The 15,790-nt window shown below is 56.0% G+C and carries 15 protein-coding genes; 10 read left to right on the forward strand and 5 right to left on the reverse strand.

Going from position 1 to position 15,790, the window contains the following annotated elements:
• Positions 1-122 precede the first annotated feature (122 nt).
• On the forward strand, positions 123-881 hold the full coding sequence (locus BUB22_RS01265; protein WP_072809311.1) for an ABC transporter ATP-binding protein: 759 nt from the start codon (positions 123-125) through the stop codon (positions 879-881).
• 120 nt (positions 882-1,001) lie between these two features.
• Positions 1,002-2,207, forward strand: a complete 1,206-nt coding sequence (locus BUB22_RS01270) for an ABC transporter permease (RefSeq protein WP_073113564.1) — start codon at positions 1,002-1,004, stop codon at positions 2,205-2,207.
• Positions 2,208-2,225: 18 nt separating this feature from the next.
• Here BUB22_RS01270 and BUB22_RS01275 read toward each other — a convergent pair whose 3' ends face one another.
• Genes BUB22_RS01275 through BUB22_RS01290 form a run of 4 tightly spaced genes read right to left on the reverse strand, consistent with a single transcriptional unit; the run spans position 2,226 to position 6,525 of the window.
• Complete coding sequence (locus BUB22_RS01275; protein ID WP_073113565.1) at positions 2,226-4,205, reverse strand: GTP-binding protein; 1,980 nt, start codon at positions 4,203-4,205, stop codon at positions 2,226-2,228.
• 23 nt (positions 4,206-4,228) lie between these two features.
• On the reverse strand, positions 4,229-4,879 hold the full coding sequence (locus BUB22_RS01280; protein WP_073113566.1) for a fibrobacter succinogenes major paralogous domain-containing protein: 651 nt from the start codon (positions 4,877-4,879) through the stop codon (positions 4,229-4,231).
• A gap of 8 nt (positions 4,880-4,887) precedes the next feature.
• A complete protein-coding gene (locus BUB22_RS01285; protein WP_139258650.1) occupies positions 4,888-5,133 on the reverse strand; it encodes a hypothetical protein in 246 nt (81 codons plus the stop codon).
• 3 nt (positions 5,134-5,136) lie between these two features.
• Positions 5,137-6,525, reverse strand: coding sequence for a Y-family DNA polymerase (locus tag BUB22_RS01290; RefSeq protein WP_073113621.1), 1,389 nt, complete (start codon positions 6,523-6,525; stop codon positions 5,137-5,139).
• Between the two features lie 114 nt (positions 6,526-6,639).
• Here BUB22_RS01290 and BUB22_RS01295 point away from each other — a divergent pair, with 114 nt between their 5' ends.
• Genes BUB22_RS01295 through BUB22_RS01325 form a run of 7 tightly spaced genes read left to right on the forward strand, consistent with a single transcriptional unit; the run spans position 6,640 to position 11,355 of the window.
• Positions 6,640-7,221, forward strand: coding sequence for an ATP-dependent Clp protease proteolytic subunit (locus BUB22_RS01295; RefSeq protein ID WP_072809322.1), 582 nt, complete (start codon positions 6,640-6,642; stop codon positions 7,219-7,221).
• Between the two features lie 24 nt (positions 7,222-7,245).
• The gene (gene ftsY, locus BUB22_RS01300) at positions 7,246-8,166 is read left to right on the forward strand and encodes a signal recognition particle-docking protein FtsY (RefSeq protein WP_072809324.1); all 921 of its coding nucleotides are present in this window, start codon (positions 7,246-7,248) and stop codon (positions 8,164-8,166) included.
• Between the two features lie 18 nt (positions 8,167-8,184).
• Entirely contained in the window at positions 8,185-8,568 is a 384-nt protein-coding gene (locus BUB22_RS01305; protein ID WP_073113568.1) for a hypothetical protein, read from the forward strand.
• Positions 8,568-9,074, forward strand: a complete 507-nt coding sequence (locus BUB22_RS01310; protein ID WP_073113569.1) for a thioredoxin family protein — start codon at positions 8,568-8,570, stop codon at positions 9,072-9,074. The genes BUB22_RS01305 and BUB22_RS01310 overlap by 1 nt, the downstream gene beginning before the upstream one ends.
• Positions 9,071-10,222, forward strand: coding sequence for a glycosyltransferase family 2 protein (locus BUB22_RS01315; protein WP_073113570.1), 1,152 nt, complete (start codon positions 9,071-9,073; stop codon positions 10,220-10,222). The genes BUB22_RS01310 and BUB22_RS01315 overlap by 4 nt, the downstream gene beginning before the upstream one ends.
• A 56-nt stretch (positions 10,223-10,278) precedes the next feature.
• Complete coding sequence (locus BUB22_RS01320; RefSeq protein ID WP_254794588.1) at positions 10,279-10,740, forward strand: hypothetical protein; 462 nt, start codon at positions 10,279-10,281, stop codon at positions 10,738-10,740.
• A gap of 42 nt (positions 10,741-10,782) precedes the next feature.
• Positions 10,783-11,355, forward strand: coding sequence for a hypothetical protein (locus BUB22_RS01325; RefSeq protein WP_139258651.1), 573 nt, complete (start codon positions 10,783-10,785; stop codon positions 11,353-11,355).
• A gap of 528 nt (positions 11,356-11,883) precedes the next feature.
• On the opposite strand, the gene pflB is transcribed toward BUB22_RS01325, so the two are convergent.
• Positions 11,884-14,145 carry a formate C-acetyltransferase gene (pflB, locus tag BUB22_RS01335; RefSeq protein WP_073113573.1) on the reverse strand — a complete coding sequence of 754 codons (2,262 nt, stop codon included), beginning with the start codon at positions 14,143-14,145 and terminating at the stop codon, positions 11,884-11,886.
• A gap of 359 nt (positions 14,146-14,504) precedes the next feature.
• Here pflB and BUB22_RS01340 point away from each other — a divergent pair, with 359 nt between their 5' ends.
• On the forward strand, positions 14,505-15,530 hold the full coding sequence (locus BUB22_RS01340; protein ID WP_073113574.1) for a family 16 glycosylhydrolase: 1,026 nt from the start codon (positions 14,505-14,507) through the stop codon (positions 15,528-15,530).
• Positions 15,531-15,790 lie beyond the last annotated feature (260 nt).

Below are 15,790 nucleotides of genomic sequence, written 5' to 3' on the forward strand. Positions count from 1 at the left end.
ACAACAGGTGACGAGTATCACTAAGTATTCCTACCGTGATTTCGCCACACATCGCCCACAAAGATATTATCTTCTAGCCGCAACGCAACGGAAATTAGCGTAAAATCATCTAAAAAAACGAAATGCGAGCTGAAAACCCCATACTTTCGATACAGGACATCCGCCGGGACTTCAAGATGGGCGACGAGACCGTGCATGCGCTGCGCGGCGTAAACTTTAGCATACATCCAGGCGAATTCGTGACCATCATGGGGACCAGCGGCTCGGGCAAGTCCACGATGCTCAATATACTCGGGTGCATGGACCGCCCCACCTCCGGGCACTACATCCTGGACGGCGAACATACCGAAAAGCTAAAACGCGACGCGCTCGCACGCATAAGGAGCAAGAAAATCGGGTTCGTATTCCAGAGCTACAACCTGCTGAACCGCACGACCGCCATCGAGAACGTGGAACTGCCGCTCCTGTACAATTCCGGCGTATCGGCAAGCGAGAGGCGCCGCCGCGCCATCGAGGCTCTGGAAAGGGTCGGGCTTGCAGAACGCATGAACCACCTGCCGAACCAGCTTTCGGGCGGCCAGCAGCAGAGGGTAGCCATCGCGCGAGCCCTCGTGAACGACCCCGTGATAATCCTTGCCGACGAGGCCACGGGTAACCTCGACACACGCACGAGTTACGAAATCATGATGATTTTCCAGGAACTCAACCGGCAGGGGAAAACTATCGCCTTCGTGACCCACGAACCCGACATCGCGACATTCAGCGGGCGCACCATCACGCTGCGCGACGGGCTTATCAAGAAGGACGTAATCAACGAGAACGTGCAAGACGCGAAGGCCGCGTTCGAGGCCCTGCCGCCACCGGAAATGATTGATGATTGATAATTGATGATGGATGAATAATATTCTGTCACTCTGGAGCATCGTAGATGCGATAGAGTCCATGGATCCTATCGGTCGCCCTACGGGCTTCCTCCAGGATGACACCTCTGAGAGTTGCTTATGTCCCCACTTACTTTAGCAAAAATCGCAATCCGGGCCCTCCTCCGGAACCGCATGCGCACCTTCCTCTCGGTGCTCGGCATCGTCATTGGCGTGGCGGCAGTCATCGCCATGGTGGCGATGGGCGAAGGCTCCCGCATTTCCATCAAGGAGCAGATGACTTCGATGGGCTCGAACGCAATCATCATCATGCCGAACCGTGACAGGCACGGCGGCGTGCAGATGGAATCTAGCGAGATGCTCGAGGAAGCCGACGTGATTGCCATACGCGAGCAGGCGACATACATCGACGGGGTTTCCCCGATGGTCACTGTCGGCGGGCAGGCGATTGTCGGCAACAACAACTCCCCCACCACTCTCTCCGGGATTTCCGCCGACTACCTCAAGATACGCAACTACGAAATCGAGGACGGCGTGATGTTCGACGACGAGGCAGACCGCATGGCAAAAGTCTGCGTCATCGGGCAATCCGTCGTGAAGAACCTCTTCCCCGAAGGCGACCCCATCGGAAAGACGCTGCGCTACAAGAGCATTCCCCTGAAGGTCATCGGCACCCTGAAGGCAAAGGGCTCCGGCGATTTTGGACAAGATAACGACGACGTGATATTCACTCCGTACCAGACCGTAATGCGCAGGTTCTCGGCAACGACAAACATCCGGCAGATTTACGCGAACTCCATCGGCGAAGGGTATGCCGAGAAGGCGACCGAGGAGATCATGGGAATCCTGAAGGAACGGCGCAGCTGGACAAGGCCCACCGACCCGTTCCGCGTATTCACGCAAGAAGAAATGATACAGACCATCACGAGTACATCCGACCTGATTTCGCTAGTGCTCACGATTATCGCGGGAATTAGTTTGTTTGTAGGCGGTATCGGAATCATGAACATCATGTATGTTTCCGTTACCGAGCGAACCAAGGAAATCGGGCTCCGCATGGCAATAGGTGCACGCGGGCGCGATATCATGTTCCAGTTCCTGTTCGAATCCGTCATCATCAGCCTGCTGGGGGGTATCATCGGGATTGCGCTCGGGATTGCCGCCTCCGAGGTGGTAAAGAGCGTATTCAACATGCCTATGAGCGTTTCTATCACGAGCGTCGTCGTGAGCTTTGCCGTGTGCTTTGTCACCGGAGTATTCTTCGGATGGTACCCTGCAAGGAAGGCGAGCCGGCTCGACCCGATTGAAGCGCTTAGGTTTGAGTAATCGTTTATCGCCCGCACATTAAACGGCAGCGGGGCGGTAGCCGAGGAGGCGCATGCTGTAGAGCGCGGTTCCCTTGCTGATGCTGCGCACACCGGTGGCATACCCGAAGATTTTTCGCAGGGGGACTTCCGCCTTCAAAAAATGCGTTTTGCCGTCACCGCCGATTTCCTTCACCTTGCCGTCACGGGACTGTATATCGCCCGTAACGAGGCCCGCAAAGTTCACCGGGCATTCGAGCGAAAGTTCCATCACGGGTTCGTACAGCCGAACATCGGCGGGCTTGATGAGTTTCACGACCGCATCGGCGCACGCCTTCTTGATCATCGGGGGCAAGGCGCCCTCGGTCCATGTGAACTCGTGAACGATAAACCGCACACCTACCAGGGCGCCCTTCCCGAGCACTCCCACCTCGGTCGATTCCAGGAGGGCAGAACGCACTCCCGCCAGAATCTCGCGGGGGGCGGTCTCCAGGAATTCCGCAGAAAGCCGGATGTCGTGCGCCTCGCTATCGAGCGGGCTTGCCGAAAGCCTTATGGAAATCTTGTGCGGGCCAACCTGGAAGGTGTTCTCCACCGGGCCCACCTCGCGGCACAGGCGTTCCTGCCAACGCACCTCGGGGCTACCCGCGCGCACCTCGCAGCCGAACTCGCGCTTGAGGCGAGCCAGCAGCACCTCGAGCTGCACCTCGCCCACCGTATGCAGGTACCAGAAACCGCCATCATCCTTCTGCACGCGGAAACTCGGGTCCATGCGGCTGAGCGTATTCAGGCTCTTTTCTACATGCTGGTAGTCCTCGGAACCGAGGCACTCCACGCGGGTCTGCAACAGCGGGCGGTACTTCTCGCGGATGGATTGCGGTTCCGGCACATCCTCGTCCCGGGCATCTTCATCTTGCGGCATTCCTCTCAGGATTACACGGCGCTGTCCGTCCAGGCTTATTACCTGCCCGAGTTCCGTCTCGAACGGGGCGCGCATCGCATATATGTCGCCCGGGCGTATCTCCTCTACGGGCACGAGCAAGTTTGCCTTGAGCCTCGAGAATTCGAAACCCGCGGGCCATTCCTTGCGCTGCATCGCCGTATGGCTACGGAACAGCGAGATTTCGCCCACGCCCTTGAAATGCCGCAGGCGAATCACCTGACCGAGCTCGCCCGCGTTAAACTCCGGGACTTCCGGCAAAAAGAACGACAGGGCCGTAATGAGGCTGCGCACGCCGTAACCCTCGAGCGCGGAACCCGCGTAACAAAGCGCGTATTCCCCGCTCTTCGCAAGCGCCCTGAGCCCGCGCAAAAGCAACTTCGGGGCGACCGCCTTCCCGTCCATGGCAAGCTTCAGAATCTCGTCATCAAAACTGCTCGCGAATTCCACCGCCTCGGCATAATGCTTCTTGAGCTCGCGCGAATTGTCCCAGCCGTCATCGACGTTCCAGCCCTCGTCCACGACCTCCTCGCCCGTCTCGGAATGCACAAGCCTGCTCTGGCTCAGCACATCCAGAATGCCGCTCATCTTGCCCGCGGTATATTCGGGAAGGGCCATCAGAACCGGCCGTACGCCCAGCTGTTCCTCCACGTTGATGAGGGTCTCGTCCAGCGAGTAGTCGGGATTGTCCAGCTTGTTTATGAACAGGATTACGGGGACGCCCGCCTCGCGTAACTTGCGGAAGGCGGCGACGGTCTGCGTCTCGACACCGCTCGCGGCACTCACCACCAGCACGGCACCTTCCACCGCACCGAGCGCCATGTCCACCTCCGCGCCAAAATCCACGTGGCCCGGAGTATCTATGAAATTGAACCAGGTGTTCTTCCACTCAAAATGAGCGACGCCGCTCTCGATGGTAATGCCGCGTTCCTTTTCTTCGGGCATGTAGTCCATCGTGGCAAGGCCCTCTTCCACCTTGCCCGGCCGGCGCACCTCGCCCGCCGCAAACAGAATGCGTTCCGACAAGGTCGTCTTGCCGGCGTCCACATGGGCGAGAATTGCAATGTTGCGAATGGGCATAAGTTTCAATCTAGCAAAAAACTTTACTTGACGCAGCGGAGCGAGAACGCGAACTTTTTCGATTTCGCGGTGTAACCGAAGGCCATCGACTTGTTCGTGAGGTACCACACGCGAGCCTCGCCCGCAGGGATATCTTCCGACGTGTCGTCCGCTGTCCAGAAAAAAGCGAACTTCGCGAGGTTGCCGTACGTGCCGTCATCGAAGCGGTTGCCCGCAGGCATGGCAGAAAACTTGAGCGTATCGTTCCCGTTGGTGTCACCTTTCCAGCCGTAGTTTGTCTTCAATAGGTAACCCGCATTAAAATCCGCGCCCGCAGCCGTCCAGAGTTTCTCGAAATCTGCGTGAGTCGGCACACGGAAACCCGCAGGGCACGCCTTTTGCGCAACGTCCCAGCTGTATAGCCGCCCATAGGCCATGCAGTTGTTCTCGTCGTCATCGAGGCAAAAGCTCCCTTCCGCGTTATAGTTCAAGTTATCGCCCATCCAGGTAAGGCCCGCAATATTTACCACGCGGTAAACCTGCCCGTCGCGGGCATCCTTCACTTCGGATTTCTTCACCGCCTTTGCTGCCGTCCTGGCGGGTTTCGGGCTAGCCTTCGCCTTCGCGGGCTTCGCTACGGATAAACTCGCAAACGCAAACACAAGTACCGTTATCGCAAAAATAAAACGCTTCATGACCGCAATTATAAAAAATCGGAGCCTTCCTCGGGCATCACCATATCCGGGTCCTCGAGCACGAACTCATTTTCAACGGAATCCACCTTGCGTTCCGCTGTGGCATCAAGCGCTTCCGCATGCCCGCGGAGTGCTGCAAACGGGTGGAAAATCTTCGCACGGGCCTCCATGCTCATGCGCGGGTGCTTCATGAGGAAGTTCCAGTCGTCCCTCGGGTACGGCAAATCAATTATGTCTTTATAATCATCAATCATCAATTATGCCCTGTGTCCTCCTATCTGTCCGTTGCGTTCTATGGTCGTCGCGCCCTCCTGCAGGTCCATGCCCTTCACGATGGCGTTCTTGCCGAAGCGCTTCTTTATAAGCAGTTCCGCCTTCAGACGCTTCTTTTCGCGTTCCTGCTTCTGCACGTCGGTAAACAGGTCGAACCCGCGGTTCTTTTCGTCCACGATGTCCGTCGCGACCAGGTTCAGGCGGCGCACCGTAAGTTCCGGATTCACGATGCGGTCGAAAAGCTTCATCACAGCGTCGGCCATCACCGTCTGCGAACTCGTGTAGTACCCGATATTCGCCGTACCGTGCGCAGGCTTCGGCACCGTCCTTCCATAAAAATCCTGCACCGTCTCGCCGTGGTAGGTTCCCTTGTCCACGTTCTCGCGGTCATAACCCACCGTAAGCACGAGCCCGTTACATACAAGTTCATGTTCCACCAGCGCCATCGAGACGGTATCCACCATCTCGCGCACCACGATACGCGCCTTGTCGAACGGGTACGGGTCCTGTAGAACCTGCCCCTCGCCCGTACTGCGGCTGCGAGGTTTCGCCTTCCGGATATCTGCGATGGTGCACGGTTCGTAACCCCAGGCATGGTCTATCAGGATTTCCGCATTCACGCCGAGCATCTTGTAGAGCGCCTCGGGATTCTTGACACTCACGCGGGCAATGTCGCCCATCGTGCGGATGCCCCGCCCGCCGTTCAGGTAGCAGTTCTCTAGCCTCGCCGCTATGCCACGACCCACCTGCCAAAAGCTCGTAATCGGGCGATGCGACCAGAGATTTTTCCGGTAGCTCATCTCGTCAAGTTCCGCGATTCGCACACCGTCACTATCTGCTTCCACGTGCTTCGCCATGATATCCATCGCGATCTTGCACAGGTAAAGGTTCGTGCCTATCCCGCCCGTAGCGGTAATTCCCGTCGTGTTGAACACGTCCTGGATAATCGTCTTCACCAGTTCGCGCGCCGTCATCTTGTACAACTTAAGGTAGCGCGTCAAATCCAGAAAGCACTCGTCAATGGAATACGCGTGAATGTCTTCTGCGCTCACATACTTGAGATATACGTTGTAGACCTTCGTGGAGTACTCCACATATTTTGCCATCTGCGGCTTCGCGATAATGAACTCTATCTTTTCGCCCGTACGGCGCTCCACCTCGCGCACCTTCTGGTTCACCTCGAAGAGCCGCGCGCGCCCGGGTATCCCGTAGGCCTTTAGCGCAGGCGTCACCGCAAGGCAAATCGTCTTCTCGGTGCGGCTCTCGTCGGCCACCACGAGTTTCGCCTTCAACGGGTCAATGCCCCGGAGGATACATTCCACCGAGGCAAAGAACGACTTGAGGTCTATAGCAGCATACGTGCGGGAGAGCATGGGAGGGAATATAAAAAAAATGGCCAAATAACCCCATTCAGGCTTTACAATTCACGGGTCCAGGACGATAATAAAATGAAATTTCTAAATTGTACCCGAACAAAAGGATATACTATGGCCGATTGCAACGAAAAGAAAGAAAACCAGACTCCGGAAATGATGAAGAAGGCGGAAGAATTCCTCGCTTCCAAGCGCCGTATCTTCCTGTGGGGCGGTGTCGATGACGAGAGCGCCGAACGCATCGTGAAGCAGCTCCTGTACCTGGATTCCCTGAACCACGAAGACATCGTGTTCTTCATCAACAGCCCGGGTGGCGTGATTTCTAGCGGCCTTGCCATCTACGACTGCATGAACGCCATCCAGAGCGACGTCGTGACGGTCTGCTGCGGCCAGGCGGCATCCATGGGCGCCGTGCTCCTCACCGCCGGAGCAAAAGGCAAGCGCGTCGCATGGCCGAACGCCCGCATCATGATTCACCAGCCGCTCATCCACGGCGAGATTGTGGCTCCCGCAAGCGACATCCAGATCCAGGCCGAAGAAATGCTCCGCATCCGCGGCATCACGGGCAAAATCCTTGCCGAGACCTCGGGCCACACGATCGAGGAAATCGACCGCGACACCGAACGCGACAACTTCATGAGTGCCGAAGAGGCCAAGGCCTACGGCCTGGTCGACAAGGTCGAGAGCCTCGTCTAACGGCGCGTTAAAGGATTCTGGAAAATGGGCCTGTTTTCTGCCATCAAGAGCGGTCTTGCAAAGACGCGCGACGCCCTCATGGGCGAACTCAAGGGCATTGTCGGCGCGGGCAAGATTACCGACGACACGCTCGAGGAACTCGAGGAACACCTGATCAAGGCCGATGTTGGCGTAGAGGCCGCATTCCTCTTGACGGATGCTCTCCGCGAACAGGCGCTGGGCAAGTCGCTCACGACCGAGCAGGTGCTCGACATCATGCGGAGCGAGGCGGAACGCTTATTGAAGGACCCGCCGCCGTTCGAACTCAAGGGCAAGCCGCACGTGGTTCTCGTGATAGGCGTGAACGGCGCCGGCAAGACGACTACGATTGGCAAGCTCGCCGCACGCTGGATTAATGAAGGCAAGAAGGTGATGATTGCGGCCTGCGACACGTTCCGCGCCGCGGCCATCGAACAGCTGGAAACATGGGCGCAGCGTAGCGGTGCAGAATTCGTGAAGCACCAGGAAGGGAGTGACCCTGCGGCAGTCGCGTTCGACGCGTGCCAGGCCGCCGTCGCCCGCGGGTGCGACGTGGTGCTGATTGATACCGCCGGCCGCCTGCACAACAAGGACTACCTGATGGAAGAACTCAAGAAGATAGTCCGCGTGATGAAGAAGGTGAACCCGGATTTCCCGCACGACATGTGGCTCGTGATTGACGGCAATACCGGCCAGAACACCATCAACCAGACGAAGATTTTCAACCAGAGTTTCCCCCTGACGGGACTCGTGGTCACCAAGCTCGACGGGACTGCACGTGGAGGTGCGGTTCTCAGCATCGCAAGTTCGCTCCAGATTCCCATCCGCTGGATTGGCATGGGCGAACGCATCGACCAGCTGGTGCCTTTCAGCAAGGCCGAATACGTGGAAGGCCTTTTCGAGAACGCGCTGGAAGAGCAGCCTTAACGTCCAAGGGTTCCGGCGATGGCGAGATTCACGCAAGATACGGCGAATGAGGCGCGGGCGACCGCGTTTCGTTTTGCTTTTGCCGTGCTCGCCGCGTTCCTGCTTGCCGCGTGCAGCAAGGAAGATATCAAGCCCGACATGCGCCTGGTGGAGGCGTTTGTCGAAGTGCGCATAATCGAGCAGAACTACGGTGCGGAAGCGCCTGCGGCAAGGCTTGCCCGCCAGGCGACGCTCAAGAAGTACGGCTACACCACCGAAACGTTTACGCAGGCATGCGACGCCGTCCTGAACGACGACGCCATGTGGCTCCCGTTCGAGCGTGCGGTTACCGAGCGCATCGATTCGCTGCTGGGCATCCCGAAGCCGGTCAAGGATCCGAAGAAGAAGGGGGAGAAAAAGTGATGCGCGTTTCCCGTTTTGCGCCGGCCTTTGCCGCGGTCTTGTTCCTGTTGGCGTTCTGCGTACCTGCCGGTTTATCGCCCGCGTATGCGGCAGTCCCGAAGAAGAAGTCAAAAGTCCACTGGATGGACTACGCGGCAGCACTCGCGAAGGCGAAACAGAACCCGAAGCTCATCTTTGTCGACCTGTATGCGGACTGGTGCGTGCCCTGCCGCATCATGGAGGCGAACGTGTACAGCGATCCGACGGTAGCCTCGCTACTGAACAGCAAGTTCTATGCCGTAAAGCTCAATGCCGAGTCGCAAGACACGATTTCGTGTGACGGGGAGCGCAAGACGGTACAGCGTTGCTACTTCGACACGTGGGAATTGAGCGCTTTGCCCGCCTTCGTGCTCGTGGCGCCGAAAGGTCTTACTATATTGACGGTGACGGACTCCATGAGCCCCGAAGAAATGCAGTCTCTTCTTTTCAAGTTCCTTGTAAAGGAAGAGGAGTGGATAAAACAATGAGTGAAGAAGTAGTATTCTATTTGCGCGTCGCCTTCTGGGGGCTGTTTTTTCTGCTTGCGCTCTGCTACGTGATTTTCCCGGTGACGCTCCCGTTCGTGAGCGAACTCTTCAAGCGCCGCCGCCGCGATATCATTGAAAATTTTGATCTGCCTACGGTTTCGCTCCTGATATCGGCCTTCAACGAGGAAGGCGTCATCGAGCGCAAAATCCAGAACATCCTGGAAATCGACTACCCGAAAGAGAAACTCGAAGTCCTGATAGGTGACGACGGTTCTGCGGACCGCACCGCAGAAATTATCGCGCGATACGCCGACAAGGGAATCACCCTCGTGAAGGCCCCGAAGAACGCGGGCAAGGCGGCGATGCTCAATCGCCTGCAGAAGATTGCGAAGGGCGAGATTCTCGTGTTCTGCGACGCGAACACGATGTTCTTCCCGAACGTGGTACGCAAGCTTGTTGCCCCCTTCGAGGACCGCAAAATCGGGTGCGTCTGCGGCCACCTGATTCTTTCGGACAAGAGCGGGAGCATGCTCGGCCAGGGCGAAAGTTCGTACTGGGATTTGGAATCCGAAATCAAGAAGTTCGAGGGAATCCTCGACAGGCTTATCGGCGGCAACGGCGCTCTCTATGCCATCCGGCGTAGCCTCTACACGGAACTGCCCGTAAAGAAGAGCGTCATGGACGACTTCTTCATTACCACGAAGATTCTCCAGAAAGGGTACTTCTGCACGTTTGTCGCAAGCGCCATCGGCACGGAACAGACATCGAAGGAATCGAGCGGCGAGTTCCGGCGCAAGGTACGTATCGGGCGCGCGAACTTCAACTACCTGTGGTCTTACCTGCCGCTGCTGAATCCGTTCCGCCCGCTGCTTGCGTACCTCTTTTTCTCGCACAAGATTCTGCGCTGGTTCTCCCCGCACCTCATAATACTGCTGTTTATCCTGAATGCGCTTCTTCTGCCTTTTGGCCGTGTTTACCAGGTGTCGTTCGGGCTCCTTGTGCTCGCCTTCCTTGTTTGCGTGACGAAGGCGGTGCCGAGTGCATATTACTTTATGTCGATGAACCTTGCCCTGCTCAAGGGATTCTTCCTCTCGTTCAGGCGTGAAAAGAGCGGTGGCTGGGCCCGCGAAGCGCGCAGCGATGAGTAGTTTTAAATGTGAAGTGTGTAATGTGAGGTGTAAAATTGTGCGAGAAAGTTTTTAAAGTGAAGTTGGCATTTTTTAAAGCGGCCTTGTTGGCCGTCGCATTCGCGGTCATTCCGGCGAACGCCTTCACAATGGACGTGCAGGGCGGTATCACGAACCACGTGAGCGAACTCTCCAAGTTCAACATGAGTTTCTATGGCCACTGGTGGTTCCCTATCGACAAGATGACCTTTGTGGGCGTGGGCGGCGGTTACGAAGAACTTGACAACGTCGGCTACGTTCCGCTTTCTGCCTGCCTGTGGGTGCGCCTTCCCATCGGGCGGCAGGTGCTCCCGGTCGCTATCGGCGATTTTGGCTACATGATTGGCGAACGCCACCAGATGTTCTGGCGTGCGGGTGGCGGCCTCGATATCAAGAACGGGGACTACTCTTCGATACTCCTTACGGCGGGCTACCAGTACCTGCACCATGACGGGCACGGCTTCGTATACCTCCACGCAGGAATCCTCGTGGAAATCTAGAATCGCTCTTGCATACTCAAGAACTTAACTGGGATGTGCAAAATGCTCGGTAGATTACTTATCTGTCTTTTGCTTTTTATTTTCCTTGGCTGCGAAAATCGTGAAGACGGTTCTTGCCCGCCTCCCATTGACAGCGTGATGACAAGTCAATGCAAGCAGTGCTTGGATGACGAGAAGTCCTATTCGGCTTTTGGGTTATTCCTGAACCATTACTTTAGTCATTTTGACGACACATTTTCTTTAGACGATGATCTTGTGATTTATATGTACCCGGTGAATGAAGGATATTTTATGTATTCTAAAAACAAAGAAGTAAACAAGGTCTGGTCGAGCGTTTGCGGTGTGTACGAGAGCCTGTCCCCGGAACAGATGGAAAGGCTGAATAACATTGAAAATAATGTGAGGATTGTGACGCGAGAAAAGCCGTCAAAAAATGGACCAAGAATTTCCTTGTTCATGTGGAAGGGGAAAAGCAATAAGCATGCTTCATTAAAAGAAAGGTTTGAATATTTCCCGGGCAATGAAGAAATCAGAGGGGATGACAACATGTACAATTTCTTTGCGAAAGAAGTATTTGTCCATGGATGCAAGAAGCATCTTCTTACGACCTTCTGAATGATGAATAATTCATGACAAATAGAATAATCGCCATACTCGTCTTATGCTGCTCGTTTTCGATGGGCTGTTTTTATGATGATGCGTCCATGATTTTGTTTTCGAAGGATACGACCGTAGATTGCATCAAGATAAAGATTAGTTATACCAAACCCATGGGGAATTGCAAAAGCCTGCTTGTCGGTAAGTCTGTGCCCTCAAATAAAAAATGCAGTGATTCCGCGGTTGTAAAGGGCTCTGAAATACCCGTTTACGATTTGACAGTAAATGATACCCTGTACAAGATTAAACTGAAGCGGATATATTCTGCCGATACTTTGATAAAACGAGACGTGATAATTGATACGGTCGACTTGAAAGGAAACCGTCAATAAGATTGAAAAAGCCCCCTTGCGGGGGCTTCTTGATAAAGGTGATAAACGATTACAGCACTCCGTGAGCCGGAGACGACTCGTCTTAACGAGTCGTTGCAGGCGAGAGCGTGCGCAATCCGGAGTAATTTAATACCCGGGTTTAGCGCGAGCGGTCTTATAATACGCCATGCGCCTGGCGGGCAATCACGTCGAGCTGCTGTTCACGCGTAAGCTTGATGAAGCGCACCGCATAGCCGGACACGCGGATAGTGAAGTTCTGGTATTCTTCCTTCTCCGGGTGTTCCATCGCATCCTTCAGTTTCTCGACGCCGAACACGTTCACGTTCAGGTGGTGGCTTCCGGTACTGAAGTACCCGTCCAACACCTGCATGAGCTTTTCGGTACGTTCCGCGTCGTCATGCCCGAGGGCCGCCGGGTTGATGGTCTGCGTGATGCTGATGCCATCGAGTGCGTAGTCGTACGGGATCTTTGCTGCGGAATTGAGCGAAGCCAGGAGGCCGTGCTTTTCGGCACCGTAGCTCGGGTTTGCGCCCGGAGAAAGCGGTTCACCCGCCTTGCGCCCATCGGGGAGCGTTCCCGTCGCCTTGCCATAGACAACGTTGCTCGTAATCGTGAGAATACTGGTCGTCGGTTCGGAGTGGCGGTAGGTCGGGTTGTGCTTGATCTTCGCCATGAACGTCTTCAGGAGCCACACGGCAATGTCGTCGGCGCGGTCGTCATCGTTTCCGTAACGCGGGAAGTCGCCTTCAATCTGGAAGTCCTGCGCAAGGCCGGTTTCCTTGTCGCGGATGACCTTCACCTTCGCATACTTCACGGCGCAGAGGCTGTCGACCACGTGGCTGAAGCCTGCGATGCCGGTCGCGAACGTACGGCGCACGTCGGTATCGATGAGCGCCATCTCGGCGGCCTCGTAGTAGTACTTGTCGTGCATGTAGTGGATAAGGTTCAGCGTGTTCACGTACAGGCGTGCAAGCCAGTCGAGGTACAGGTCGAACTTGTGCACCAGCTCGTCGTAGTCGAGGTATTCGCTTGTGATGGGCGGGTACTCGGGGCCAATCTGCTGGCCCTTGCAAATCGCCTCGTCCTTACCGCCGTTGATGGCGTACAGGAGCGCCTTCGCGAGGTTCGCACGTGCACCGAAGAACTGCATCTCCTTGCCGGTCTGCGTTGCAGAAACACAGCAGCAGATGCTGTAGTCGTCACCCCAGATGGGGCGCATCGTGTCGTCGTTCTCATACTGGATGGCGCTTGTCTTCACGGAGATTTCCGCGGCGAACTTCTTGAAGTTCTCGGGCAGGCGCGGGCTGTAGAGCACGGTGAGGTTCGGTTCGGGCGAGGGGCCCATGTTCACGAGCGTGTGCAAGAAGCGGTAGTCCGTCTTGGTGACCATGTGGCGGCCGTCCTGGCCGAGGCCCGCAACTTCGAGCGTCGCCCACACCGGGTCGCCGCTGAACAGTTCGTTGTAGCTCGTGATGCGCGCGAACTTGACCATGCGGAGCTTCATCACGAAGTGGTCCACGAGTTCCTGGGCTTCCTCTTCGGTGAGGATTCCCTTCTCCATGTCGCGGTTGATGTAGATGTCGAGGAACGTGGATACGCGGCCCACGCTCATTGCCGCACCGTTCTGCGTCTTGATGGCGGCGAGGTAGCCGAAGTACAGCCACTGCACGGCCTCGCGTGCGTTCCTTGCGGGTTTCGAAATGTCGTAGCCGTAAATCTTCGCCATTTCCTTCATGCCCTGGAGCGCCTTGATCTGCTCGGCGAGTTCCTCGCGCTGGCGCACGACTTCTTCGGACATGTCGGTCTCGTCGGTAAGGGCCTTGTCGGCCATCTTCTTCTCGATGAGGTAGTCAATACCGTAGAGGGCCACGCGGCGGTAGTCGCCCACGATTCGACCGCGGCCGTAGGTGTCGGGGAGGCCCGTGATGATGTGGGCCTTGCGGGCTGCGCGCATTGCCGGGGTGTACGCGTCGAACACGCCCTGGTTGTGCGTCTTGTGGTAATCCGTGAAAATATGGTGCAGTTCTGCGCTCGGGGTGTAGCCGTAGTTCTTGCAGGATTCCTCGGCCATCTTGATGCCGCCGAACGGCATGAACGCGCGCTTCAGGGGCTTGTCCGTCTGGAGGCCCACGATCTTTTCCAAATCCTTCGTGCCTTCGCCGATGTAGCCGGCGGGGTGGCTCGTGAGCGTAGATACCACGTCGGTATCCATGTCGAGCACGCCGCCCTTCGCGATTTCCTGCTTCTGCAGTTCCTGGACCTCGTTCCAGAGCTTGGTGGTCGCGGCGGTCGGGCCCACGAGGAACGACTTGTCCCCGTCGTAGGGCTTGTAGTTCTTCTGGATGAACATGCGGACGTTGACTTCTTCTTTCCAGCGCTGGCCGACGAGTCCGTCCCATTCTTCTTTCACTATCATCTTTTACCTTCTTTTATCCTTATTCAAAAAAGCGATAACAAACTATTTATGAGTCCAAATCTACCAAAAAAGCGGTGGGGTCAATCCCCGAAAAATCGGCGCCTATCGATGTTTGTACTACATTGTAATTATTACAAATATACATAATAAATTATCAAAGAGCAACAGGAAAAATCAAATATTTTGCAATCTGTTGAGAGTCAATGAAATAACGCGTGCGACGGGAAAAGAATTCTGGTGGCGCGGGCGTTTTAAATACAGTTGATACACTTTTTACAGAACTTTAGCGTCTACGCGTGCGCGCCCCGTGAAAATAAGATACCTTTACGAACAGAAGAACTTGAAACCGCGAGGTTCCCATGAAAACGAAATTCATCTTGCCCCTGGTTGTCGCTGCCGCGTTTGTCGCCTGCTCCGACGACTCCTCCTCCACCGCCCCGGTGAATCCCGATCCGGCGCTCTCTTCCGACGCGCTCCCGACAGACCTGGGTTCCTCTTCGGACATGGCGGTCATTGACCCGACATCTTCTTCCGACATGCTCCTGCCGGAACTGTCGTCTTCCTCGGTTTTGCCCGATGTTCCTCTCTCTTCATCGGCAACTCCGTCGGCCGGCGGCATCGACCCGATTCCGCCCGCAGTCGATGGACCGTACGACCCGACCAAGAAATACACGTTCTACGGTGCGGAACTTACCGGCAAGGAACAGTTCCTGTACGGGCGTTTCGAAGCCCGCATGAAGATGGCCGCTACAAGCGGTTCCGTGAGCTCCATGTTCCTCAACTACGACCTCTCCTGGAAAAAGGGCGACGAGCCGTGGAACGAGATTGATATCGAGATTCTCGGCAAGGATCCGACCTCCTGGCAGTCCAATATCCTTACGCGTGAGGCCGACCCCTCCATTTCGGGCCTGACGGCATCGGAACAGATTCACGAATTCGGTTTCGACGCAACGAATGAATTTCATTTGTATGCAATCGTCTGGACTCCGGATTACGTTGCCTGGGAAATCGACAGCGTAGAAGTCCGCCGTGTCTCGGTAGGTGAACTTGTGGGCAGCCACGCCGATGCGGACCAGGTGAAGTTCCTTACGGAACAGCAGTCCCTCCGCTTCAACCTGTGGGCCTCCAAGACCGCTAGCTGGACCGGCAAGTGGGCTCCGGAAAATCTCCCCATCGAGCAGCATATCGACTACGTGCGTGTGTACGCCTACAATGCGGATACCAAGGGCTTCACCCTCTCCTGGCAAGATGACTTCGAAGGCGACGCTCTTGATTACAGCCGCTGGTCCGAAGGCAACTGGGAAATGGAGCGCGTGATGTACCGCGACCTGAACATCCGCGTGGAAAACGGCTACGCCAAACTCCGCCTCGACTACGAACTGTAGCTTTTAACAAAATTCGCTCCTCCTAATGGGACTCCCGGGCTTGTCCGGGGGTTCTTTTGCAAACGTCATCCTCGCGACTTTCTCGTCATCCTCGCGTAGGCGAGGATCTTTTTTTGCGTCATACCGAAGCCGTGCAACGCACGGCAAGTGTATCCACGAGGATTTTGAGAATGTCATCCTCGCGTAGGCGAGGATCTTTTTTGCGTCATACCGAAGCCGTGCAACGCACGGCAAGTGTATCCACGAGGATTTTGAGAATG

Source organism: Fibrobacter sp. UWCM, assembly GCF_900129735.1.
GTDB lineage: Bacteria > Fibrobacterota > Fibrobacteria > Fibrobacterales > Fibrobacteraceae > Fibrobacter.

What these genes read in the sequence shown, in the direction of transcription:
- BUB22_RS01280 (WP_073113566.1), bottom strand. Translation starts at nt 4,879, where the DNA reads ATGAAGCGTTTTATTTTTGCGATAACGGTACTTGTGTTTGCGTTTGCG.
- BUB22_RS01340 (WP_073113574.1), top strand. Translation starts at nt 14,505, where the DNA reads ATGAAAACGAAATTCATCTTGCCCCTGGTTGTCGCTGCCGCGTTTGTC.
- ftsY (WP_072809324.1), top strand. Translation starts at nt 7,246, where the DNA reads ATGGGCCTGTTTTCTGCCATCAAGAGCGGTCTTGCAAAGACGCGCGAC.
- BUB22_RS01275 (WP_073113565.1), bottom strand. Translation starts at nt 4,205, where the DNA reads ATGCCCATTCGCAACATTGCAATTCTCGCCCATGTGGACGCCGGCAAG.
- BUB22_RS01310 (WP_073113569.1), top strand. Translation starts at nt 8,568, where the DNA reads ATGCGCGTTTCCCGTTTTGCGCCGGCCTTTGCCGCGGTCTTGTTCCTG.
- BUB22_RS01285 (WP_139258650.1), bottom strand. Translation starts at nt 5,133, where the DNA reads ATGATTGATGATTATAAAGACATAATTGATTTGCCGTACCCGAGGGAC.
- pflB (WP_073113573.1), bottom strand. Translation starts at nt 14,145, where the DNA reads ATGATAGTGAAAGAAGAATGGGACGGACTCGTCGGCCAGCGCTGGAAA.
- BUB22_RS01305 (WP_073113568.1), top strand. Translation starts at nt 8,185, where the DNA reads ATGGCGAGATTCACGCAAGATACGGCGAATGAGGCGCGGGCGACCGCG.
- BUB22_RS01295 (WP_072809322.1), top strand. Translation starts at nt 6,640, where the DNA reads ATGGCCGATTGCAACGAAAAGAAAGAAAACCAGACTCCGGAAATGATG.
- BUB22_RS01290 (WP_073113621.1), bottom strand. Translation starts at nt 6,525, where the DNA reads ATGCTCTCCCGCACGTATGCTGCTATAGACCTCAAGTCGTTCTTTGCC.
- BUB22_RS01270 (WP_073113564.1), top strand. Translation starts at nt 1,002, where the DNA reads ATGTCCCCACTTACTTTAGCAAAAATCGCAATCCGGGCCCTCCTCCGG.
- BUB22_RS01325 (WP_139258651.1), top strand. Translation starts at nt 10,783, where the DNA reads ATGCTCGGTAGATTACTTATCTGTCTTTTGCTTTTTATTTTCCTTGGC.
- BUB22_RS01265 (WP_072809311.1), top strand. Translation starts at nt 123, where the DNA reads ATGCGAGCTGAAAACCCCATACTTTCGATACAGGACATCCGCCGGGAC.
- BUB22_RS01315 (WP_073113570.1), top strand. Translation starts at nt 9,071, where the DNA reads ATGAGTGAAGAAGTAGTATTCTATTTGCGCGTCGCCTTCTGGGGGCTG.